Here is a 21,307-nt window from a genome sequence, read left to right on the forward strand (position 1 = left end):
CTCTAAAGGCGCCGCATCTTAGGGAAGGCCACTTTCCGGTGTCCACGCCGGTTCGAGCATGGATTTCCCCCCGCCCGCGCACGAATGCGCTTCGATCAGACGAGTCATGAGATCATGAGAAACCTTCAGCTTCCCGGCCGCTCTCCCGTTTTTGCGCGCAACGCCGCGATCGCGACCAGCCATCCGCTGGCGACGGCGGCCGGCCTCTCGATCCTGAAATCCGGCGGCAACGCGGTCGACGCGGCCATCGCGGCCTGCGCCGTGATGTGCGTGGTCGAACCCGCCATGACCGGCATCGGCGGCGATTGTTTCGCGCTCTATGCCCCGAAGGGCGCCTCGAAGCCGATCGCGCTCAACGGCTCCGGCAAGGCACCGAAGGCGGCAACGCTGGCGAAGCTGCAAGAGCTCGGCATCAAGGACGAGATCCCCCTGCACAGCCCGCATGCCGTGACCGTGCCGGGCGCCATCGCCGCCTGGTCGAAGCTGCTCGCCGATCATGGCTCGAAGAGCTTCGCCGAGATCCTGGCCCCGGCCATCGAATACGCCGAACAGGGTTACGTCGTGCATTCCCGTGTCGCCTTCGACTGGGAAGGCGACGCCGCGGAACTCGCCGCCGATCCGGACAGCGCGCGGATCATGCTGGTCGACGGCAAGGCGCCGAAGGCCGGCTCCGTGCACCGCCAGCCCGAACTCGCCGAGACCCTGAAGAAGATCGCCGCGGGCGGCCGCGACGCCTTCTACACGGGCGAGGTCGCCGAAGACATGGTGGCCAAGCTGAATTCCGTCGGCGGCCTTCACACGATGGACGATTTCGCCGCGGCCGACGCGGAATATGTCGAGCCGATCAAGACGAACTACCGCGGCTACGACATCTACGAATGCCCGCCGAACGGCCAGGGCATCTGCGCGCTGATGATCCTGAACATCCTCGCCGGCTTCGACGTCGCGTCCCTCAATGAGGCCGACCGGGTGCACCTGATCGCGGAAGCCACAAAGATCGGCTACAACCAGCGCAACGCCTATGTCGCCGACCCGAAATTCTCCAACGTGCCGGTCGAATGGATGCTCGGCGACGAGCACACGGCCCAGATGCGCGCCATGGTCGACATGAAGAAGGCCGGGAACTTCAAGGACAGCGACTTTCCGGTGCATCGCGACACGATCTACCTCTCCTGCATCGACGAGCAGGGCAACGCGATCTCCTTCATCAACTCGCTGTTCTCCGGTTTCGGCAGCATGATCATGGCGCCGAAATCCGGCGTCATGCTGCATAGCCGCGGCAACAGCTTCCATGTGAAGGAAGGCCACCCGAACTGCATCGAGCCGCGCAAACGCCCGATGCACACCATCATTCCGGGCTTCGCTTTCAAGAACGGCACCCCTGTCGCCCCGTTCGGCGTCATGGGCGGGCAATACCAGTCCACCGGCCAGGCCAACTTCATCTCCAACGTGGTCGACCGCGGTCTCGATGTACAGGAGGCGATGGACGCCCCGCGCAGCTTCGCCACCACCGAGGGCGTGCTCCAGGTCGAGTGCACCTTCGAGGAGGCGACCTACGCCACCCTGGAAGCCCGCGGCCACACTCTGGAGCGGGTCGACAAGCCGATCGGCGGCAGCCAGTGCGTCTGGCGCGACCCGGAGACCGGCATCCTTCAGGCGGGCTCCGACCCGCGCAAGGACGGCCACGCCTCCGGCTACTGATCGACACGCAGCGAAAGACCTGAAGACACATGAGCAAGCGCTACAATCTCGTCGTCATCGGCCTCGGCATAATGGGCCGCCGGATGATCCAGTACATGCTGCAGCATGACCGTTTCGCGGTCATGGGCGCATGGGATCCGTCGGCGGACTCCGTGAAAACCGCGAAGGCCGAGTTCCCGGGCGTGAAGATCTGGGACAGCGCCGAGGCGATGATCGCCGCGGTGGAGACCGAGCTGGTCTACATCGCCTGCCCGCCGGCCTTCCACAAGCACTATGCCGACCTCGCGATGGACGCGGGCAAGCCGGTCTATTGCGAGAAGCCGCTCGGCATCTCCGTGCCGGAGAGCGAGGCGATGGTCCGCCGCCTTGAAGAGACCAAGACGCCGAACGTCGTCAATTTCTCCCAGGCCTCTCTCGAGGGCGTCGAGATCATCGAAGCGGCGATGAAGAACGGCGAGATGGGCGAGATCGTCGGCGCCGAGCTGGTGATGCATTTCTCGCAATGGCCGCGCGACTGGCAGGCGGATGCCGACTGGCTCCGCTTCCGCGATCAGGGCGGCTACACGCGCGAGGTGACCTCCCACTATCTCTACATCACCGAGCGTTTCCTGGGCCGCGCCGATCTGCTCTGGAGCAAGCCGACCTATCAGGCCGATCCGGTGCTCTGCGAGACCCATGTCCACGCCATGCTCGATTGCAGCGGCGTGCCGGTGAGCTACAACGGGGCCGTCGGCGGCGTCGGTCCGGACCGGATCGAGGGTACCTTCTACGGCACCAAGAAGAGCTACCGGCTCAGCACCTTCTATGTGCTGGAGGAGACCACGGGCGGCGCCTGGGAACTGGCGATGGAACTGCCGGAAGACCCGCGTGCGGTCTCCGTCCCGCGACAGATCGACAATGTCGCCCGCTGGATGGACGGCAGCGCCCACACCATGCCGTCGGCAGCCGACGCCCTCTCTGTGCAGAAGCTGGTCGAAGGCATTCTCGCCGACTGACCGAACACCGTGCTCCCGGCGGCTCAGGCTGCCGGGAGCTTTTCCTTCAAGGCATCGAGCTTTGCCGAGCGATACCCCCGGCGCGTGACCATCAGCGTCCGGATCGCGGCGAATTTTCCGGCGAGCGGCTTGCGGACGAAACGCCCGCTCGAATTGACCACCTCCAGCACAGACTGCGGCACGACACAGAAGCCGGTTCCGGCCGAAACGCAGGCCAGCATCGCGAGGTAGGAGCCGACAGACAGCACCGTGCCGGGCGCAATGCCGGACTCCAGCAGCCAGTCCTCCAGATAGCGCCGGTAGGCACAGCCCTGCTCGAAGGCGATCATGGTGCGGCCGCTGAGCTTTCCCGGATCGTCCAGCGACCCGAAACTTTCCGGCGCGACAAGCACCAGCGCCTCCTCGAAGACCGGCTCGGAGACCAGATCCTCGTGCCGGGCCGGTTCCGCGACGAAACCGACATCGATCTCCCGCCCGAGCAGCTTTCCGACGATCGCACCCGCGGTGCCGGTCACCACGTCGACCGCGACCTCCGGGCAGGTCTCGTGAAAGCGCGACAGGGGCTCCGGCAGCCGGGAAGCGGCGGTGCTTTCCATCGCCCCGATCCGGAACGGACCGCGCGGCACATCCTGGTTGAGAGCATCGGATGCCTCATCCGACAGGTCGAGCAGGCGCTGGGCGTAACTCAGCAGCAGTTCGCCCTCCGGCGTCAGCGCGATGCCGCGTTTGCGGCGCTCGAACAGGGTCCGGTCCAGCTGCTCCTCGAGCTGCTTCATCCGCGTGCTGACATTGGACTGCACGCGGTTCAGCTTTTTCGCCGCTCCTGAGACACTTCCTTCCCGGGCGACGGCGCGAAAAATCTCCAACGTCCTGAGATCGAGTCCGTGCAAGGCATCTCTCTTCTTCTCAATTTGAGATATCTTGCTTCACTATAATTCATTTTCTGAAAAGCACGAGGCGGATTATGGTCGGCCTCATTGCAAGCCCCCTCGGAGCAAGAAATGACTGAGCACAGGTCACCGGCCCAGATCGCCGCCCTCGGCCTGCTCGCGCTGGCTCTGGCGATGGGGATCGGGCGCTTCGCCTTCACGCCGCTCTTTCCGATGATGCAACAGGACGGCACGCTCGACATTTCCGGCGGCAGCCTGCTCGCGGCGGCGAACTTCCTCGGCTATTGGATGGGCGCACTTTCCGCCGCCGCCCTGCCCTTGCCGCCGCGCAACACCCTGCGCCTCGCGCTCCTCGCCACCGGCATCGTCACCGCCGCGATGGGCCTGACCGATGCCTACTGGCTCTGGCTCGCACTCCGCTGGCTCGCCGGGCTGTTCAGCGCCTGGACGCTGATCGTGGTCTCCAACCATGTGGTCAAGGCGCTGGCGGATGCGGGAGAAACGCGGCGCCAGGGATGGGTCTTTGCCGGGGTCGGCAGCGGCATTGCCCTCGCCGGTCTTGCCTGTCTCGGGTTCATGGTGGCCGGGTTCTCCGCCAATGCGTCCTGGCTCGCCCTCGGCGGCGGTACGCTCGGTCTGGCCGGTCTCCTGTCCTTCCTCATCGGCCCCGAGGTCCCGTCGGTGCGCCGAAACGCGGGAGAAGGCGCAGTGGAAAAGGCCCCGCTCGTCTGGCGCGTCGTGATCGCTTACGGCGTCATGGGTCTCGGCTACATCATCCCCGCGACCTACCTTCCGCTGATGGCCCGCGAAATTGTCTCCGATCCCCTCGTCTTCGGCTGGAGCTGGCCAGTCTTCGGCCTCGCCGCCGCGCTCTCGACCGTCGCGGCGCGCAATCTCTTCGCCCGTTACGGCAACCGCCCTGTCTGGGCGGCGGCGCAGGCGGTCATGGCGCTCGGCCTCGTCCTCCCCGCCCTGCTCCCGCACATGGCGACCATCGTCCTCTCCGGTCTGCTGGTCGGCGGTACCTTCATGGTCGTGACCATGGCTGGCATGAAGGAGACCCATGTCATCGCGCCTCCGGGCGATGTCAGCCGCCATATCGCGGTGCTGACCGCCGCCTTCGCGACTGGACAGATCGCCGGACCGCCCGCCGCAAGTTTTCTGCATGGACTGACCGGGAGCTTCTCGGCAGGGCTTCTCGCGGCAGCGGTTCTGCTTCTGCTGACCGCCCTGCCGATCGCGATAGCGCGCAGCTACGCAGCCAGCCGCGGCACCGCCCCCACGCCATAGGCGATCTTGCGGCTGCCAGCCTCGAACCGGTCGAGCGCGTGTTCCCAGCTGTCCGCACCCCAGTGGTAGCGCACGCTCCCGCCGGCCGGGCGATATTCCGCCGTGTAAAGCGTGCCAAGCCAACCGTCGAAATCATCGAGGCAGAGTTCACCCTCGGCGAACACGGCCCGCCCCGATCCGGCGTCGTCCGCCAGGCTGCAGGCGGTTTCGAAACGGCGACGCGAGCTTTCGCCCGGCACGACTTCGGCCTGATGATTGGTTACCGCGTCCGCCTCGACAATCCGCGGCTCGCGATCCGGCGCCAGCTCGGCGCGCAGCGCCTTTCCGCTCCGGTCCTGCACCAGAACGTTTTGCGACCAGGCGCAAGGCACGCGACGCAGCACCTCTGCGGCGTCCCCGAGGCCGCGTGAAACTTCGAGCAGGTAGCGCAGGATCTGGACAATGCCGAACCCCGGCCCATAGACATGCCGACCGCCGAAGGTGAGCGCCGCGGCGACGCCATACTCGTTGACCCCGTCGAGCAGCCCGCTCACGCCCTCCGCCATGCCGAGCACCCGGGTTCCGCTCCAGCGGGTGCGGAGGATGACGGCGGAGGTCGCATCGGGATGGAAATCGTAGTTCCGGAGCATTGTCGGCTCCGGCCGCGTGAAGGCTCGCACGGTGCATCCGGCGGGGATCAGCGGCGGCGGATCGATCCCGGCAAACGCCGCGATCATCGCGGGGTCGCCCGCGGCGAACTCCGCCATCGCATCGAAGACCGGCAGCAACTCCGGCATGATCTCCACGACGCGCCGCCGGCAGTCTTCCGGCGCAGGGATTCGGTCCGCCTTGGCGTACCAACCGCGCACGAACCCTCGGCTCTCTTCGATTGCCCGTTTCGTAAAGTCACCGGGCACCGGCTCGTCGATCGCGCGGAAGAGCTTTTCCATCGCGTTCAGCCTTTGAGCGGAATGCAGATCAGGGTGCGAAGGTCGGCTTCCGGAACCTCCACCGGATCGTTCAGGTACCATTCCATGCAGGCTCGCCCATCCAACTCCTCGCCACTTTCCGGCAGCCAGAGCCCGAACAGCCGGTGGAACGTGTCCTGCATGCCCGTATAGGAGCCTTCGAGCAGCGCGCAGGCAAAGCGGCCGCCGGGCAGCGTATCGAGGCGCATGCCCTCCGGCAGACCTCCCGGCGGCAGTTTCGCGCCGTCGCGCAAGGTGGCGCAGGCATCGTACCGCAGCTCCGCCGCCGGCACGCTTCCGGGATCGTCGTAGGAAAGACCGTAGCTTCCGGTAACAAAGTCATCGAGACCCTGTTTGCCGAGCCAGCCCTTCAGAGCCGAGAACGCCCGTCCGACTTCGTGATACGGCCCGAGATGGCGCAGCGCGATCATCTGCTGACTCTCGACCGTTTTGATTTCGACCTGCATGCCATGCTCCTTCCTGTCCGCGATCAGGCGGATCTCTCCCGTCTCGGGGCGGTAATGAATGTTGATGTTGGTTGGCCGGAACGGCGTCGCCGCGCGCGATTTGCGGTACTGGCTCGGCGACAGATCGAAACTCTGCCTGAAGGCCCGCGAAAAGCCCTCCGGGCTCTCGTAGCCGGCGTCGAGGGCGATCTCTGTCACGCTCTTCCCGCCGGAGCGCAGCTCATGTCCCGCCCGCATCATGCGCACCCGGCGCAGCGTCTCCTGCACCGTCTCCCCGGCGATGCCGCGATAGACACGATGGAAATGGAACGGCGACAGGGCGGCCGTATCCGCCAGCGCGGCGAGCGGAAGAGGCGCGTCGACATTGTCGGCGACCTGCTTCAGCACGCGCCCGATCCGTTCGACATAGGAGGCTTGAGTCTGTTTTCTCATGACGAACAGCATGCCACCGCTTGGCCCTCGCCGCCCGACGGATCTTGCGGTTATGATCGCCCCCGGCGTCCCGCCACTCCTCCTTCCAAGACGGTCACATGTCCACGCTCCTTGCCGCCGCGCCGCTGATCCTTGCGACCCTCGCCATCCTGCTCGCACGCCAGTCGGCAATGCGGGCGGGCGGGCTCGGACTTGCCGCCGCCATCCTGATCGCCTCCCTCACCTCCCACTTCCATCTTCCGCTTTCGGGAATCCTCTCCGCCGTCTTCGACGGGCTGCTGACAACGGCGACGGTCGCCTATGTCCTGCTGGGCGGCGTTACCCTCTACTGGGTGCTGAAAACCGGCAATGCGCTGGAGCGCCTCGGACGGGCCGCTGCGGAAGCTATCCCCGATCCGGCGGAGCGCGTGCTGGTCCTGGTGCTCGGCGTGTCGGTGTTCTTCGAGAGCGCGACCGGTTTCGGCGTCGGCATCATCGTCACCGTCCCGCTGCTGATCGCGCTCGGCTACAGCCCTGTACGCGCGGCACTGATCGCCCTGCTCGGACAATGCGCCGTACCGTGGGGCGCACTTGCCATCGGCACTGTGCTCGGCGCCGATCTCTCGGACCTCTCCGCCTCCGAAACCGCGATGGAAGCGGTATGGCTCTGCCTGCCCTTCATCCTGCTCTGCGCCTTTGCCGCACTGCATTTCGCAGAGGAGAGCCTTTTTCGTCCGGCACATGTGATCGCCGCAGTCGGCTACAGCGCCCTGCTCGCCGCCCTGCTCTGGGCCGGCAGCGCCTGGGTCAGCGTCGAACTCGCCGGCTGCATCGCCGGGCTCGGCGTCACGCTGGTCGGCCTCATGCTCGCGCGCCTCAGGACGGGAGCGCGGGCGGAGGGTAGTGGCCTCGGCGCGGCGGCGCTGCCGCTCTTCGTCCTCATGGGGACGCTCAGCCTGACCCGTCTCGTGCCCGAGATCGAGATGCTGACGAGCAACACGTTGCTGGTCGAGGTATCCTCGCACAATTTCTCGCTCTCGCTGGTGCATCATCCGGGCTTCTGGATGCTGCTCGCCGCGGCAGCCGGCATCCTCTGTCTCCGCATCCCGGCGAACGAGGTCCGCATCCTGTTGCCGAACGCATTCCGGCAATGGCTGAAGGCGAGCCTCTCCGTCGCCGGCTTCATCTGCTTCGGGCATGTGATGCTGCATGCGGGCATGACCGACGATCTGGCGGAAACGGTCGCGGCCAGCGCCGGGACCGCCTATCTCTACGCCGTCCCCGGCATCGGCGCACTTGGCGGGTTCCTGACCGCCAGCAATGCCGGCTCCAACGCGATCTTCATGGCCTTCCAGAGCACGGTCGCGAACCGTCTCGCGCTCGACCCGGTGCTGGTCGCGGCGGCGCAGAACGCGGCAGGGGCGAATATCACTCTCGCCTCGCCCGGCCGGATCGTGCTCGCCGCGGCAGTATCGGGACTTGCGGGCGAAGAGAACCGGCTGATGCGTCCGGCCCTGACTGTGGGGCTCATCGGACTGCTGCTGATGCTGCCGGTGCTGGCGCTGCTATAGGAGATCGAGCGTCACCCGGTCCCGCTCGCCCTCGTAGAAGAGATCGAGGGCGCGGCTGAACAAGCTCCTGTCATCCGCCTCATCCGCCGCCGCCTCGAAGAGCGTGAGGCAGGAGCGGAACTTCATGTCGTCGGGGGATCCAAGGATCTCGTTGGCGCTCTTGTCGCCGTGGGTGAGCATCGCCTCCACACAGGCCTTGAGACGCGGCCCGAGCACCGGGTCGGCGAGATAGCGCCGGGCCTGATCCTGCCCCGTGATGCCGTAATGGAGCGCCCGCTGGCTGCGGCCGAGCTCGCGGAGCTGCGGCAGGACGTACCAGATCCAGTGGCTGGTCTTGCGGCCGGTGCGCAGCTCGCCGAGAGCGCGCTCGTAGTCCCGCTCCTGCGCCTCGACGAACTTCCTCAGATCCTCGTCCGTCATGCCGCCCTCCGGTCAGCCGCCGCCGACCTCCAGCATGATCTTACCGATATGGCCGGCGCTTTCCATGAAGGCCTGGGCCGCGGCCGCCTCTGCCAGCGGGAAAGTCCTGTTCACCACCGGCTTCAGCTTGCCGTCCTCGAACATCGGCCAGACGTTGAGCGCCAGGCTGTCGCGGATCTCCGCCTTGTTCTCCGGCGTGCGGGACCGGAGCGTCGAGCCGGTATAGGTCAGGCGCTTCAGCATCACCGGCATCAGGTCGATCTCGACCTTGGAGCCCGCATTGAAGGCGAGCTGGACGATCCGGCCGTCCGGCTTCGAAGCCTTGATGTTCTTGGCGATGTTCGGGCCGCCGATGATATCGAGGATGACGTCGGCGCCCCTGTATTCTCCGCGCACGGTCTCGACGAAATCGTCGGTCCGGAAATCTATTGTAAGATCCGCCCCGAGATCCTTGCAGACCGCGCAGCGCTCTGCCGGGCTGTCGACCGCGACCACCGTTGCGCCGATCGCCTTGGCGAGCTGGATCGAGGTGGTGCCGAGCCCGCCGGCGCCGCCATGCACGAGGAAGACCTCGCCGCGCGAGAGCTTCGCGCCCATGAAGACGTTCGACCAGACGGTGAAGTAGGTCTCCGGCACCGACGCCGCCTCAAGCAGGCTGAAGCCGTGCGGCAATGGCAGGCAGTGCCGGGCATCGACTGCGCAATAGTCCGCATAGCCGCCGCCGTTTGTCAGCGCGCAGAGCCTGTCGCCGACCTTCCAGTTGCCGACGCCCGCACCGACCGCGACCACCTCGCCGGAGATCTCGAGCCCGAGCAGGTCCGAGGCCCCTTTCGGCGGCGGGTAGTGACCCCGCCGCTGCACCAGGTCCGGGCCATTCACGCCGGCATAGGCGACCTTGACCAGCACCTCGCCCGGTGCCGCCTCGGGAACCGGCCGGGTGCCGGGGACGAGCGCCTCCGGCCCTCCGGGTTCGCTGATCTCGATGACGTTCATCTCCGCCGGAAGGCTGGCGTTGCTCATGTCTCTTGGCTCCGGGTTAGTCGACGGCCAGGGATTCGGGGCTGCCGGCCTCTTCCGGGAAGACCGGATAGAGACCCTGCGTACGACCCAGTTGTTGCACGAGTGCGAGCACGGAGTCGATGTGCGGGGTCTGCAGGTCCACAAGACGGCCCATCTCCTGCACCGCGGTCAGCAGCGCGTCGATCTCGAGCTGGCGGCCCTTCTCCAGGTCCTGCAGCATCGACGTCCGGTGCGCGCCGACCTTGGCCGCGCCGTTGATCCGGCGTTCCACATCGACGCGGAAATGCACGCCGAGCCGGGCGCCGATACGCTGCGCCTCTTCCATCATGTTGCGCGAGAGTGCACGGGTGCCTGGATCAGTCGCAACCACATCGAGCGTCGCGCGGGTCAGGGCGCTGATCGGATTGAAGCAGAGGTTACCCCAGAGCTTCAGCCAGATTTCGTCGCGGATGTTTGGCAGCACCGGCGCCTTGAAGCCGGCCTTCTCCAGCACTTCGCTCAGGCGCTGACAGCGCTCGGAGATCGAACCGTCCGGCTCGCCGATGGCGAACTTGTTGCCGTAGGTGTGCTTGATGACGCCCGGCGCGGTGATCTCGGTCGCCGGATAGACGACGCAGCCGATCGCACGCCCGGGGCCGATCAGATCCCACTGCCGGTCATCCGGGTCGACCGTGTTGAGACGGAGATTGCGATAGGCATTGTCGACGCCGTGGAAATACCACCAGGGAACGCCGTTCTGGCAGGTGACGACGGCGGTTTCGTCGCCGAGCAGCGGCACCATCTGGTCCGCGACCTCCCAGGCCTGATGCGTCTTCAACGCGACGATCACATAATCCTGCGGACCGAGTTCCGTCGGATCGTCCGTCGCCCGCACCTTGGCGACATGTTCCTCTTCGCCGATCTCGAGCTTTAGCCCGTTCTCGCGGATCGCCGCCAGATGCGAGCCGCGCGCGATCAGCGAAACCTCGACGCCTTCGACCTGCGCCAGTTCCACCCCGAGATAGCCGCCGATCGCGCCGGCGCCATAAATGCAAACCTTCATGCCCCTAAATCCTTATGCATGCGTTCCTTATGAAAACGGCGCCGGCTGATAAAGCCGGCGCCGCCCCTACTATCCCTTTAGGCCCAGTGCTTTCTAAACGGCACCTTCAGCCTTGGCGGCTTCGATTTCCGCGGCCGACATCCCGAGAACGGATCCCAGGATCTCGTCGGTATGTTCGCCCAGCAACGGGGAACGATCGACCTTGGCCGGCGACGCGGACAGCTTAATCGGATTGCCGACGGTGAGATAGCTGCCACGGGTGGGGTGCGGCACTTCGACCACCGTTCCCGTCGCGCGCAGCGACTGGTCTTCGGCCAGTTCCTTCATGCTGAGGATCGGCCCGCACGGCACGTTGAGCGCGTTCAGAATCTCCATGACCTCGAACTTGCTCTTGGTCTTGGTCCATTCCTCAATCATGGCGAAGCACTGGTCGAGCTTCGGCAGGCGGACTTCAGGCGTCGCCCATTCCGGATCCTCGATCAGCTCTTCGCGGCCGATGGTCTTCATCAGCGGCGCCCAGCCCGGCGGCTGGATGATGACGTAGATGTAATCGTTCGGTCCGCCGCCCTTGGTCTGCACGGCCCAGCCCGGCTGGCCGCCGCCGGAGGCGTTGCCGGCCCGCGGCACGGCTTCGCCGAACTCGCCGTTCGGGTATTGCGGATATTCCTTCAGCGGCCCGTGCTCCAGACGCTGCTGGTCGCGCAGCTTCACGCGGCAGAGGTTCAGCACGCCGTCCTGCATGGCGCATTCGACGCGCTGGCCCTTGCCGGAATGGGTCCGGTGATAGAGCGCGGTGACGATCCCAAGCGCGAGATGCAGGCCGGTGCCGCTGTCGCCGATCTGCGCGCCGGTGACGATCGGCGGGCCGTCGTCGAAACCGGTCGTCGAAGCGGAACCGCCGGTGCACTGGGCGACGTTCTCGTAGACCTTGCAGTCCTCATAGGTACCCGGACCGAAGCCCTTGATGCTGGCATAGATGATCCGGGGATTGATCTCCTGGATCCGTTCCCAGGTGAAGCCCATGCGGTCGAGCGCGCCGGGGGCGAAGTTCTCGACCATGACATCGCACTCTTCGATGAGGCGGGTCAGGATCGCCTTGCCCTTCGCATTCTTGGTGTCGAGGGTGACGCTGCGCTTGTTGCTGTTCAGCATGGTGAAATAGAGGCTGTCGGCATCCGGCAGATCGCGAAGCTGTCCGCGCGTGATGTCACCGACACCCGGGCGCTCGACCTTGATCACGTCGGCCCCGAACCAGGCCAGAAGCTGCGTGCAGGTCGGCCCCGACTGCACATGGGTCATGTCCAGAATGCGGACACCTTTCAGCGCTTCGCTCATTTTCTTCCTCTTTCCCCCTTAGCGGATTGAACGCAAAAAGGGCGCGCCGGAGACCGGCGCGCCCTTCCGCTTACTTGTACATGGTCTGGTTCTTGGTACCCGGAGCGTATTCGTTCGGATCGACCCAGATATTGACGACGGCGGATTTGCCCGTGCTCTTCACCGCCTCGCGGGCGCGCTGCAGCGCCGGGGCGATGTTCGCCGCCTCGTGGACTTCCTCGCCGTGGCCGCCGAGCATCTCGGCGAACTTGGAGAACGGAATGTCGCCGAGCTTGTTGCCGACATTGCCGCGCTGCTCGCCATACTTGGCGATCTGGCCGTAGCGGATCTGGTTCATCGAGGAGTTGTTGCCGATCACCGCGATGTAGGGCACGCCGAAGCGGTTCGCCGTCTCCATGTCGAAGGCGGTCATGCCGAAGGAACCGTCGCCGTAGTAGCAGAGCACTTCCTTCTCCGGATTGGCGAGGCCGGCCGCGATGGCGAAACCGGTGCCGACGCCGAGCGAGCCGAGCGCGCCCGGGTCCATCCAGTTGCCAGGGCCTTTCGGCGCTACGGCCTGGGCGGAGATGGTGACCACGTCGCCGCCGTCGCCGATATAGATCGTCTTCTCGGTCAGGAACTCGTTCAGTTCCCAGGCCACCCGGTAGGGATGGATCGGGGACTGGTCGGAGAGGAAGAGCGGCATCAGCTTCTGGGTCGCCGTTTCTTCAGCCGCCTTCAGCTCTTTCAGCCAGCCGGCGCGGCCCTTGGAGCCGTTGTCGACGCGGCCCTTGATCGCCGCATGCACGGCGGAGAGGATCGCGCCCGGATCGCCGGCGAGGCCGAGATCGATGTCCCGGTTCTTGCCGACCGTGCGGTAATCCTGGTCGATCTGCACCAGCGTCAGGTCGGAGCGGATGCGCTTGCCGTAACCCATGCGGAAGTCGAACGGGGTACCGACGATGAGCAACAGGTCGGCCTTCTGGAAGGCCATGCTCCGGGTCCGGTTGAAATAGTGGCTGTCGGTCTGGGGCAGGATGCCGCGGGCCGCGCCGTTCATGTAGCAGGCGATGTTGAGGTCCTTGACCAGATCGATCGCCGCCTGGTGGCCGCGGCTCATCCATACCTGGGAGCCGACGAGGATTGCCGGGCGCTCCGCCTTGACGATCAGGTCCGCCAGCTTCTCGATATCGGCAGGATCGCCGATCGACTTCACCGAGGCGCGGTACTTGCCCGGCGACGGGATGACGGCACTGGACATCGGCACTTCGCGGTCGAGCACGTCGCGCGGGATCTCGAGATAGGACGGGCCATAGGCGCCGGCGAAACATTCGCGCGCCGCCATGGAGACCATGTCCGCCGCCCGTTCGGTCGAGCGCACGCCCGCGGAGAACTTGGTGATCGGCGCCATGATGTCGACATGCGGCAGATCCTGCAGCGAGCCCATCTTGTGCTGGGTCAGCGCGCCCTGGCCGCCGATATGCAGCACCGGGCTCTCGGAGCGGAAGGCCGTCGCGACGCCGGTGATGGCGTTGGTGCAGCCCGGGCCCGCCGTGGTGACGACACAGCCGAGCTTGCCGGTCTGCCGGGCGTAGCCGTCGGCGGCATGGGCCGCAACCTGCTCGTGCCGGACGTCGATGATGCGGATGCCCTCGTCGACGCAGCCGTCATAGATATCGATGATGTGCCCGCCGCAGAGCGTGAAGATCGTGTCCACGCCCTCGTTCTTCAGGGCCTTGGCGACCAGGTGACCGCCGGAAACAACCTCGCCGGAGCGATCTTTTTCTTTAAGGGTATCGGTGGCGGTATCGCTCATTCTAGTAGCTCCCTTTTATTATAGACGGCCGGTTTCCCCGGCCCGCCTCTTGATCTTTGGTTATCCGAGATAGTTCACGTTGTTGGCGACATGCTTGGCGAGCGCCAGCGCATGATCCCTGACGAGCCGTTCCGCGGTTTCCGCGTCGCGTGCCTCGATCGCCTCGACGATATGCATGTGGTCCTGCATCGAGCGGGCGATACGGTCCTGCTCGCCGATGGTCCGGTTTCGGATCGCGCGGACATGGAGGAAGATCTTGTCGATCATTTCCTCGATCAGCGGCGAATGGGCCAATTTCAGGATCGCCTGATGGAACTCGATATTGCGGCTGGAATATTCGTCGATCTCGAGCCGCCCTTTCTCCGTCTCGGAGAAGATCCGGCGCAGCTGCTTGATCTCGTTGTCGGAGGCGACGTCGCAGGCAAGACGCGCGGCCATGCCTTCCAGCGCCGCCCAGACCTTGATCATCTCGATGATCTCGGCCTTGGTCTTGCGTACGATGAAGACGCCGCGCCGCGGCTGGATATCGACAAGCCCTTCCTGGGCAAGGCGGGCGAGCGCCTCGCGGAGCGGCGTGCGGCTGATACCAAGCTGCTCGGAAAGCTGACGTTCGTCGAGCCGGAGGTTGGCATCGGGGTCGTAGATGTTCATCGAGACGATGCCGTCCTTCAAGGCCGCATAGGTCTTGTCCTTGAGACTGACCTCGGCCGCGATGGGCGTCACCATCAACGCGGAAGTATCGTTCATGTAGAGTTCCCCGGCCGTTCGACCCACGGAGGATACACCCGAAAACGGGCTCGTGGGTTCTGGTATACCACACACTTTATGCCATGGAATACCTAAATTGCGGCTCGGGACGGTTCCGAATGTCGCAGTGCTCTCACTGCTGCTTAACCGTCACCCCGGCGCAGGCCGGGGCCCAGAAGATCGAAGAACAGGCTTCACGCTCCCTTGGTCCCGGCCTGCGCCGGGGTGACGAATGAAAATGGGCGATTGACGGAGGATTACCTCAGCCGCGCGCCCGTTTCACCAGTCCGCGCAGATCGAAATCCGGATCTGCCGCCTGCTCTGGCGTCACCTCAGCCTCCATTGCAATCAGACGCCGCGCCAGCGCGTGGTCGCCCGCCTTGTTCACCGACTCGACGCAGCGCAGCTTGCCGCCGGAGAAGAGGAAAGCCGAGAAAGACCCGCTCTCCGGATTGCCGCGCAGCACCGCCTCCTCCGAACCGTCCGAAAGGCCTGCAATCTGCAGCTTGGCCTCGGCCTGATCCGACCAGAACCACGGCACTTCATGGTAAGGCGCAGCCTCGCCGAGCAACGCCGCCGCCGCGGTCTTCGCCTGGTCGACAGCATTCTGGACGGATTCGAGCCGCACCCGCCGGCCGAGTTGCCAGTGCACGTAGCTCGCGCAATCACCGATCGCCGCGATCTCCGGCACCGAACTCAGCATGATCTCGTTCACCGCAATACCGTTCTCAAGCGTCAGCCCCGCACTTTCAGCGAGTTCCGTGCAGGGGACCACACCGGTCCCGGAAATCACGCAATCGGCCTCGATCACCGTTCCGTCCGCCAGATCCGCGCCGGACGCCTTTCCGCCCGAAACGCGCACGCCGGCGACGCGGGCATTCAGACGGATATCGGCGCCGAGCGAAGTCAGATAACCGAAGAAATACGCGGACACCGTCGGCGACACCGCGCGCGCCATCAGCCGGCCTTCGGCTTCGAGAACGGTGACCTTCTTGCCGAGCTGGGCGGCGGTCGCCGCGATCTCCAGACCGATGAACCCGCCGCCGATCACCAGAACCGAGCCGGAGGCATCGAAGGCGGCCTTGATTTCCTGGCTGTCGTGATAGGTCCTGAGCTCGAACACGCCCGGCGCGTCGACGTTCGGCACCGGGATCCGGCGCGGACGGGAGCCGACCGCGAGCACGATCTTCGAACAGGCGATGCTGCTGCCATCGGCGAGCGTGACCGATCCCGCGCCGCGGTCGATCGCCGTCGCCTCGGTCCCCAGCCGCAGGTCGATGTTGCGGTCGGTGTAGAATTTCTCCGGACGCAGGATCGTCGGCTTCGGGTCCGGTTCCTTGATATAGCCCTTGGAAAGCGGCGGCTTCTGGTAGGGAAGATCCGGCTCGCTGGTCAGCATGGTGAGCGGACCCTCGTAGCCCTTCTCGCGCAGGCTGGCCGCCATCTGCACACCGCCATGGCTGGCGCCCACGATCACGATGCCCTTGTCCGTCACGGGCTTCCTCCCTGCAATGAACTATAGTGCAGAGTCCTAGCCTATTCCTTCAGCAGAGAGGAATAGATTTCAGCATCGCCGATCTCGCCGACCAGCTTTCCGTCCGCAACAACGCGGATCGGCTCGGAGGTCCGGATGCGGGAGCGCATCAGATCGGCGAGCGGCGTGTCCGGGCCGGCGGTCACCGCGCCGTCAGGGATGGAACCGCCCTCTTCCACGCGCCGCATCACCGAAGAGGCTGTCAGCACATTGAGCGGGTTCATATGGGAGACGAATTCCGCGACATATTCATTTGCCGGCTCGAGCACGATCTGCTGCGGCGTGCCGCACTGGACAATGCGTCCGCCCTCCATGATCGCGACCTTCGATCCGAGTTTCAGCGCCTCGTCGAGATCGTGGCTGACGAAGATGATCGTGCGCTGCAACTGCGATTGCAAGTCGAGCAACTCATCCTGAAGTTTTGCCCTGATCAGCGGATCGAGTGCGGAAAAAGGTTCGTCCATCAGCAGGATCGGGGCTTCCGTTGCGAAGGCACGGGCAAGCCCCACGCGCTGCTGCATGCCGCCCGAAAGTTCATGCACCTTGCGGCCCGCCCAGTCGCCGAGACCGACAAGGGAGAGCTGCTTCGAGACGCGCTCGTCCCGTTCCGCCTTCGGCACACCGGCGAGTTCAAGCCCGAGACCGACATTCTCCGCCACCGTGCGCCAGGGCAGCAGGGCGAAGTTCTGGAACACCATCGTGACACGGCTTGTGCGCAGCCGGCGGAGCGTCGCTTCGTCTGCCGTCGCGACGTCGATTTCGGCTTCGCCGTCGTCGACCCAGACGGCTCCGCGCACCACCGGATTGAGCCCGTTCACAGACCGAAGCAACGTCGACTTGCCGGAGCCGGACAGTCCCATGATGACGACGATCTCGCCCGGCTCGACCGTGAGGCTGCAATCGTGCACGCCGAGGATCTGGCCGGTCTGCTCCTGGATCTCGGCCCGCTCCATGCCGCTGTCCATCAGTGGGAGAGCGGTTTCGGGATTGTCGCCGAAAACGATGTTCACCGCGTCGAAGCGGACGGCCGGGCGGCTCATTTGCCTGCTCCTTCGCGGCCACGGAACATCCGGTCGAGGATGATGGCGATCAGCACGATCGCCAGCCCGACCTCGAAGCCCTTGGCGATATTGACCTGATTAAGGGCACGCAGCGTCGGCACGCCGAGCCCGTCGGCACCGACCAGCGCGGCGATAACGACCATGGAGAGCGAGAGCATGATGGTCTGAGTCAGCCCCGCCATGATCTGCGGCATGGCGTAGGGCAGTTCCACCTTCCAGAGCAGCTGCGTCCGGGTCGCCCCGAAGGCCTCGCCCGCTTCGAGCAGCATCTTCGGCGTGGAGGAAATGCCGAGATGGGTCAGCCGGATCGGGGCGGGAATGGCGAAGATCACCGTCGCGATCAGCCCCGGCACCATGCCGAGCCCGAAGAGGATCAGGGCCGGGATCAGATAGACGAAGGTCGGGATGGTCTGCATCAGGTCGAGCACCGGACGCATGGCTGAGAAGAGCCAGGGCCGCCTGGCCGCGGCAATCCCGAGCGGCACGCCCACGCCCATGCAGACGACAGAGGAGGCCAGCACGAGGGCGACCGTCTCGGTCGTCTCTTCCCAATAGCCCTGGTTGATGATCAGCAGCAGGCCCACCGCCACCAGCAGCGGGAACCAGAAATTGCGGCGAACGGCATAGGCGATCCCGGTTGCAATGGCGACCGCGAGCAGCGGATGCGGCGCCTGCAGCACCCAGAGGATGGCCTCGATCATGAATTCGAGCCCGGCCGCGAGCCCATCGAAGAACCAGGCGCCGTGGTCGGTCAGCCAGTCGACGACGTTCTGCGCCGCTTTGCCCACCGGCAGCTTGTTTTCGGTCAGCCACTCCATGGAACGCCCCTCCGCTGTGCGATCGCTCCGGATGCACGCAAACAGGAGGCGGCAGAGACACCGCCTCCCGCAGTTACGAGGTTCTTAGAGGCCGAGCGCCTTGCGGACCGCCGGCAGGGCCGCCTGACCGTCGATCGTGGTGACGCCGGAGAGCCAGGCGTCGAGGATGCCGGCATTGGCCTTCAGCCACTTCTTCGCCGCATCCTTCGGCTCTTCGCCGTCATTCAGGATCGCGCCCATGATCTCGTTTTCCATGCGGAGCGAGAACATCAGGTTGTCGAGCAACCGGCCGACATTCGGGCATTCCTTGGCATAGCCGGCGCGGGTGTTGGTATAGACCGTCGCACCGCCGAGATCCGGGCCGAAATAGTCATCGCCGCCGGAAAGATAGGCCATCTCGAAATTGGCGTTCATCGGGTGCGGTTCCCAACCGAGGAAGACCACCGGTTCCTCTTTCTTCACCGCACGGGCGACCTGCGCCAGCATGCCCTGCTCGGAGGATTCGACCACGTCGAAGCCCTTCAGTCCGAAGGCGTCCTTCTCGATCATGTCGAGGATCAGGCGGTTGCCGTCGTTGCCTGGCTCGATGCCGTAGATCTTGCCGTCGAGCTTGTCCTTGAACTTGGCGATATCGGCGAAGCTCTTGAGACCTGCGTCATAGGCGTATTTCGGCACCGCGAGGGTGTATTTCGCGCCGTAGAGATTGACCCCGGTGGTGTCTACCGAGCCCTCGTCGCGGTATTTCGCGATATCGCCTTCCATCGTCGGCATCCAGTTGCCGAGGAAGACATCGATATCCTTGTTCTTCATCGAGGCATAGGTCACCGGGACGGACAGCACCTTGACGTCGGTCTTGTACCCCATCGCCTCGAGCACGGTGGTGGTCGCGGCCGTCGTCGCCGTGATGTCGGTCCAGCCGACATCGGAGAAACGGACGGTCGAGCAATGATCGTCGGCAAACGCGGCGCCGGAGGACAGCAGTCCCGCAGCCAGCGCGGCAGCGAACGCAATTCTGGATTTCAGCATTTTTCGGCTCCCTGTTGTTTAGCCCCCGTTTGTTCCGGTTAGGCAAACACCATAGCTGATCCAGCGCAAGATTTTTATTGATTGAGCAGTCAATCAAAAATACGGTCGGGCGTGAAAGGACCCGCCGCCCATGCCCAAAATCGGAATGGAACCGATCCGCCGCAAAGCGCTGATCAACGCCGCGATCGAGGCCATCCACGCGCGCGGGTCCTATGACGTGACGATGGGCGAGATCGCCCGCGAGGCCGGCGTCTCGACCGCCCTCGCGCATCACTATTTCGGCAGCAAGGACCAGCTCCTCCTCGCCACCATGCGGCATCTGCTGAGCGAGCTCGGCGGCGATATCGTCGCGGCGCTGCAGGAGGCCGAGACCCCGCGCGAACGCATCACCGGGATCATCCGGGCAAACTTCGGCTCGGACCAGTTCCGCCCGGCGACGATCTCCGCCTGGCTGACCTTCTATGTGAAAGCTCAGGGCTCCGGTCCCGCGCGCCGCGTGCTCTCGGTCTATGCAAGGCGCCTGCGCAGCAATCTCTGCCATGCCCTCAGGCAGATCACCGACGGGGAAAGCGCGAAGCGGATCGCCGAAGGTACCGCGGCGATGATCGACGGACTCTATCTCCGCCACGCCCTGCTGGACAGCGACCCCGACCGCGAGGCGGCGATCCGGCTGACAGAGGACTATGTCGACGCCCAGCTGACCGCCGGGGCAACGCGATGACGCGGAAGCCCAACATCCTGATCCTGATGGTCGACCAGCTGAACGGAACCCTGTTTCCGGACGGGCCGGCCGATTTCCTGCACGCACCGGCATTGCGCGCGCTTGCCGAACGCTCAGTCCGCTTCCGCAACAGCTACACCGCAAGCCCGCTCTGCGCCCCTGGCCGCGCCTCTTTCATGTCCGGCCGTCTGCCCTCGCGAACCCGGGTCTACGACAACGCAGCCGAGTTCAGCTCGGACATCCCGACCTACGCGCATCACCTGCGCCGCGCCGGTTACTACACCTGCCTCTCCGGCAAGATGCATTTCGTCGGCCCGGACCAGCTGCACGGTTTCGAGGAGCGCCTGACCACCGACATCTATCCGGCCGATTTCGGCTGGACCCCGGACTACAGAAAACCGGGAGAGCGGATCGACTGGTGGTACCACAATCTCGGCTCGGTCACCGGCGCCGGCGTCGCCGAGATCAGCAACCAGATGGAATATGACGACGAGGTCGCCTTCAACGCGGAACAGAAGCTCTACCAGCTCTCCCGCGGCGGCGACGCGCGCCCCTGGTGCCTCACCGTAAGCTTCACCCACCCACACGATCCCTACGTCGCCAGGCGGAAATTCTGGGATCTGTACGAAGACTGCCCGGCGCTGCTACCGCGGATTCCCGAAATGGCCTTCGAGGCCCAGGATCCGCACAGCAAGCGGCTATATCTCGCGAACGACTACCGCAAATTCGACATTACGGTAGAGAATGTACGCCGCTCGCGCCGGGCCTATTTCTCCAACATCTCCTATCTCGACGAGAAGATCGCAGGCCTGCTCGACACGCTGAAGCGCTGCCGGATGGACGAGGACACGATGATCGTCTTCGTCTCGGACCATGGCGACATGCTCGGCGAGCGGGGGCTCTGGTTCAAGATGAGCTTCTACGAGGGCTCCGCCCGCGTGCCGCTGATGATCGCCGGCCCCGGCATCGAGGGCCGTACGGTGACCGAACCTGTCTCGACCATCGACCTGACCCCGACCCTGGCCGATCTCGCCGGCGTCGATCTCTCCGATGTCGCGCCCTGGACCGACGGCCATTCGCTCGTCCCGCAGATCCGGGGCGAGGAGCGGACGGCACCTGTTTACATGGAATACGCCGCCGAAGGCTCCTACGCGCCGATGGTCTCGATCCGCCATGGCAGGTTCAAGTTCAACCACTGCGAACTCGACCCGCCGCAGCTCTTCGATCTGGAAGAAGATCCCGAGGAGCTGGTGAACCTCGCGGAAGACCCCGCTTACGCGGAAACGCTGAACGACTTCACCGCCGAGATGCGGGCGCACTGGGACATGGACAGGTTCGACCGCGAGGTCAGGGACAGCCAGGCAAGGCGCTGGGTCGTCTACGAGGCGCTGCGCAACGGCTCCTACTATCCGTGGGACTTCCAGCCGCTGCAGAAAGCCTCCGAGCGCTACATGCGCAATCACATGGATCTCAACGTACTCGAGGAGAACGCGCGCTTCCCGCGCGGCGAGTAAGG

Annotated in this window: 19 protein-coding genes; 6 read left to right on the top strand and 13 right to left on the bottom strand. The window is 65.2% G+C overall.

What is annotated here, in order from left to right; translation table 11 throughout:
• The first annotated feature begins 114 nt into the window (after positions 1–114).
• Both ggt and JJ959_RS06095 read left to right on the top strand, forming a co-directional pair.
• Entirely contained in the window at positions 115–1,701 is a 1,587-nt protein-coding gene (gene ggt, locus JJ959_RS06090; RefSeq protein ID WP_292880874.1) for a gamma-glutamyltransferase, read from the top strand.
• A gap of 29 nt (positions 1,702–1,730) precedes the next feature.
• Positions 1,731–2,696 (top strand): Gfo/Idh/MocA family oxidoreductase, encoded by a 966-nt coding sequence (locus JJ959_RS06095; protein ID WP_292880876.1) that lies wholly within the window; start codon positions 1,731–1,733, stop codon positions 2,694–2,696.
• 23 nt (positions 2,697–2,719) lie between these two features.
• Here the strand turns inward: JJ959_RS06095 and JJ959_RS06100 are convergent, their stop codons facing one another.
• Entirely contained in the window at positions 2,720–3,586 is an 867-nt protein-coding gene (locus tag JJ959_RS06100; protein ID WP_292880878.1) for a LysR family transcriptional regulator, read from the bottom strand.
• 111 nt (positions 3,587–3,697) lie between these two features.
• Here JJ959_RS06100 and JJ959_RS06105 point away from each other — a divergent pair, with 111 nt between their 5' ends.
• A complete protein-coding gene (locus JJ959_RS06105) occupies positions 3,698–4,876 on the top strand; it encodes a YbfB/YjiJ family MFS transporter (RefSeq protein WP_292880880.1) in 1,179 nt (392 codons plus the stop codon).
• Here the strand turns inward: JJ959_RS06105 and JJ959_RS06110 are convergent.
• Entirely contained in the window at positions 4,840–5,805 is a 966-nt protein-coding gene (locus tag JJ959_RS06110) for a C45 family autoproteolytic acyltransferase/hydolase (protein ID WP_292880883.1), read from the bottom strand. The genes JJ959_RS06105 and JJ959_RS06110 overlap by 37 nt on opposite strands.
• Before the next feature lie 5 nt (positions 5,806–5,810).
• Entirely contained in the window at positions 5,811–6,722 is a 912-nt protein-coding gene (locus JJ959_RS06115) for a GyrI-like domain-containing protein (protein WP_292880886.1), read from the bottom strand.
• A 98-nt stretch (positions 6,723–6,820) separates the two neighbouring features.
• Between JJ959_RS06115 and JJ959_RS06120 the strand changes: the two genes are divergently transcribed.
• Positions 6,821–8,272, top strand: coding sequence for an L-lactate permease (locus tag JJ959_RS06120; protein ID WP_292880888.1), 1,452 nt, complete (start codon positions 6,821–6,823; stop codon positions 8,270–8,272).
• Here the strand turns inward: JJ959_RS06120 and JJ959_RS06125 are convergent.
• From JJ959_RS06125 to JJ959_RS06170, 10 genes are all read right to left on the bottom strand, one after another.
• Positions 8,267–8,692, bottom strand: a complete 426-nt coding sequence (locus tag JJ959_RS06125; RefSeq protein WP_292880890.1) for a DUF1810 domain-containing protein — start codon at positions 8,690–8,692, stop codon at positions 8,267–8,269. The two genes, JJ959_RS06120 and JJ959_RS06125, sit on opposite strands and share 6 nt — an antisense overlap.
• Positions 8,693–8,704: 12 nt before the next feature.
• Entirely contained in the window at positions 8,705–9,712 is a 1,008-nt protein-coding gene (locus JJ959_RS06130) for an NAD(P)H-quinone oxidoreductase (RefSeq protein ID WP_292880893.1), read from the bottom strand.
• A gap of 16 nt (positions 9,713–9,728) precedes the next feature.
• Positions 9,729–10,754 (bottom strand): 2-dehydropantoate 2-reductase, encoded by a 1,026-nt coding sequence (locus tag JJ959_RS06135; RefSeq protein ID WP_292880895.1) that lies wholly within the window; start codon positions 10,752–10,754, stop codon positions 9,729–9,731.
• 93 nt (positions 10,755–10,847) lie between these two features.
• A complete protein-coding gene (gene frc / locus JJ959_RS06140; RefSeq protein ID WP_292880897.1) occupies positions 10,848–12,089 on the bottom strand; it encodes a formyl-CoA transferase in 1,242 nt (413 codons plus the stop codon).
• 70 nt (positions 12,090–12,159) lie between these two features.
• Positions 12,160–13,884 carry a thiamine pyrophosphate-binding protein gene (locus JJ959_RS06145; RefSeq protein ID WP_292880899.1) on the bottom strand — a complete coding sequence of 575 codons (1,725 nt, stop codon included), beginning with the start codon at positions 13,882–13,884 and terminating at the stop codon, positions 12,160–12,162.
• A 60-nt stretch (positions 13,885–13,944) separates the two neighbouring features.
• Positions 13,945–14,631: a GntR family transcriptional regulator gene (locus JJ959_RS06150; RefSeq protein ID WP_193179740.1), complete on the bottom strand. Its 687-nt coding sequence runs from the start codon at positions 14,629–14,631 to the stop codon at positions 13,945–13,947.
• Between the two features lie 262 nt (positions 14,632–14,893).
• The gene (locus tag JJ959_RS06155) at positions 14,894–16,126 is read right to left on the bottom strand and encodes an FAD-dependent oxidoreductase (RefSeq protein ID WP_292880904.1); all 1,233 of its coding nucleotides are present in this window, start codon (positions 16,124–16,126) and stop codon (positions 14,894–14,896) included.
• A 41-nt stretch (positions 16,127–16,167) separates the two neighbouring features.
• Complete coding sequence (gene choV, locus JJ959_RS06160) at positions 16,168–17,205, bottom strand: choline ABC transporter ATP-binding protein (protein WP_292880907.1); 1,038 nt, start codon at positions 17,203–17,205, stop codon at positions 16,168–16,170.
• Entirely contained in the window at positions 17,202–18,044 is an 843-nt protein-coding gene (choW, locus tag JJ959_RS06165; RefSeq protein ID WP_292880911.1) for a choline ABC transporter permease subunit, read from the bottom strand. The genes choV and choW overlap by 4 nt, the downstream gene beginning before the upstream one ends.
• An 84-nt stretch (positions 18,045–18,128) precedes the next feature.
• Positions 18,129–19,070, bottom strand: coding sequence for a choline ABC transporter substrate-binding protein (locus tag JJ959_RS06170; RefSeq protein ID WP_292880914.1), 942 nt, complete (start codon positions 19,068–19,070; stop codon positions 18,129–18,131).
• A gap of 130 nt (positions 19,071–19,200) precedes the next feature.
• Here JJ959_RS06170 and betI point away from each other — a divergent pair, with 130 nt between their 5' ends.
• Positions 19,201–19,791: a transcriptional regulator BetI gene (gene betI, locus JJ959_RS06175; RefSeq protein WP_292880916.1), complete on the top strand. Its 591-nt coding sequence runs from the start codon at positions 19,201–19,203 to the stop codon at positions 19,789–19,791.
• A complete protein-coding gene (betC, locus tag JJ959_RS06180) occupies positions 19,788–21,305 on the top strand; it encodes a choline-sulfatase (protein ID WP_292880919.1) in 1,518 nt (505 codons plus the stop codon). Before betI ends, betC begins: the two co-directional genes overlap by 4 nt.
• Positions 21,306–21,307 lie beyond the last annotated feature (2 nt).

Origin of the sequence: Nisaea sp., assembly GCF_017640745.1 — a bacterium.
Lineage (GTDB): Bacteria > Pseudomonadota > Alphaproteobacteria > Thalassobaculales > Thalassobaculaceae > Nisaea.

What these genes read in the sequence shown, in the direction of transcription:
- ggt (WP_292880874.1), top strand. Translation starts at nt 115, where the DNA reads ATGAGAAACCTTCAGCTTCCCGGCCGCTCTCCCGTTTTTGCGCGCAAC.
- JJ959_RS06095 (WP_292880876.1), top strand. Translation starts at nt 1,731, where the DNA reads ATGAGCAAGCGCTACAATCTCGTCGTCATCGGCCTCGGCATAATGGGC.
- JJ959_RS06105 (WP_292880880.1), top strand. Translation starts at nt 3,698, where the DNA reads ATGACTGAGCACAGGTCACCGGCCCAGATCGCCGCCCTCGGCCTGCTC.
- JJ959_RS06110 (WP_292880883.1), bottom strand. Translation starts at nt 5,805, where the DNA reads ATGGAAAAGCTCTTCCGCGCGATCGACGAGCCGGTGCCCGGTGACTTT.
- JJ959_RS06115 (WP_292880886.1), bottom strand. Translation starts at nt 6,722, where the DNA reads ATGAGAAAACAGACTCAAGCCTCCTATGTCGAACGGATCGGGCGCGTG.
- JJ959_RS06120 (WP_292880888.1), top strand. Translation starts at nt 6,821, where the DNA reads ATGTCCACGCTCCTTGCCGCCGCGCCGCTGATCCTTGCGACCCTCGCC.
- JJ959_RS06125 (WP_292880890.1), bottom strand. Translation starts at nt 8,692, where the DNA reads ATGACGGACGAGGATCTGAGGAAGTTCGTCGAGGCGCAGGAGCGGGAC.
- JJ959_RS06130 (WP_292880893.1), bottom strand. Translation starts at nt 9,712, where the DNA reads ATGAGCAACGCCAGCCTTCCGGCGGAGATGAACGTCATCGAGATCAGC.
- JJ959_RS06135 (WP_292880895.1), bottom strand. Translation starts at nt 10,754, where the DNA reads ATGAAGGTTTGCATTTATGGCGCCGGCGCGATCGGCGGCTATCTCGGG.
- frc (WP_292880897.1), bottom strand. Translation starts at nt 12,089, where the DNA reads ATGAGCGAAGCGCTGAAAGGTGTCCGCATTCTGGACATGACCCATGTG.
- JJ959_RS06145 (WP_292880899.1), bottom strand. Translation starts at nt 13,884, where the DNA reads ATGAGCGATACCGCCACCGATACCCTTAAAGAAAAAGATCGCTCCGGC.
- JJ959_RS06150 (WP_193179740.1), bottom strand. Translation starts at nt 14,631, where the DNA reads ATGAACGATACTTCCGCGTTGATGGTGACGCCCATCGCGGCCGAGGTC.
- choV (WP_292880907.1), bottom strand. Translation starts at nt 17,205, where the DNA reads ATGAGCCGCCCGGCCGTCCGCTTCGACGCGGTGAACATCGTTTTCGGC.
- choW (WP_292880911.1), bottom strand. Translation starts at nt 18,044, where the DNA reads ATGGAGTGGCTGACCGAAAACAAGCTGCCGGTGGGCAAAGCGGCGCAG.
- JJ959_RS06170 (WP_292880914.1), bottom strand. Translation starts at nt 19,070, where the DNA reads ATGCTGAAATCCAGAATTGCGTTCGCTGCCGCGCTGGCTGCGGGACTG.
- betI (WP_292880916.1), top strand. Translation starts at nt 19,201, where the DNA reads ATGCCCAAAATCGGAATGGAACCGATCCGCCGCAAAGCGCTGATCAAC.
- betC (WP_292880919.1), top strand. Translation starts at nt 19,788, where the DNA reads ATGACGCGGAAGCCCAACATCCTGATCCTGATGGTCGACCAGCTGAAC.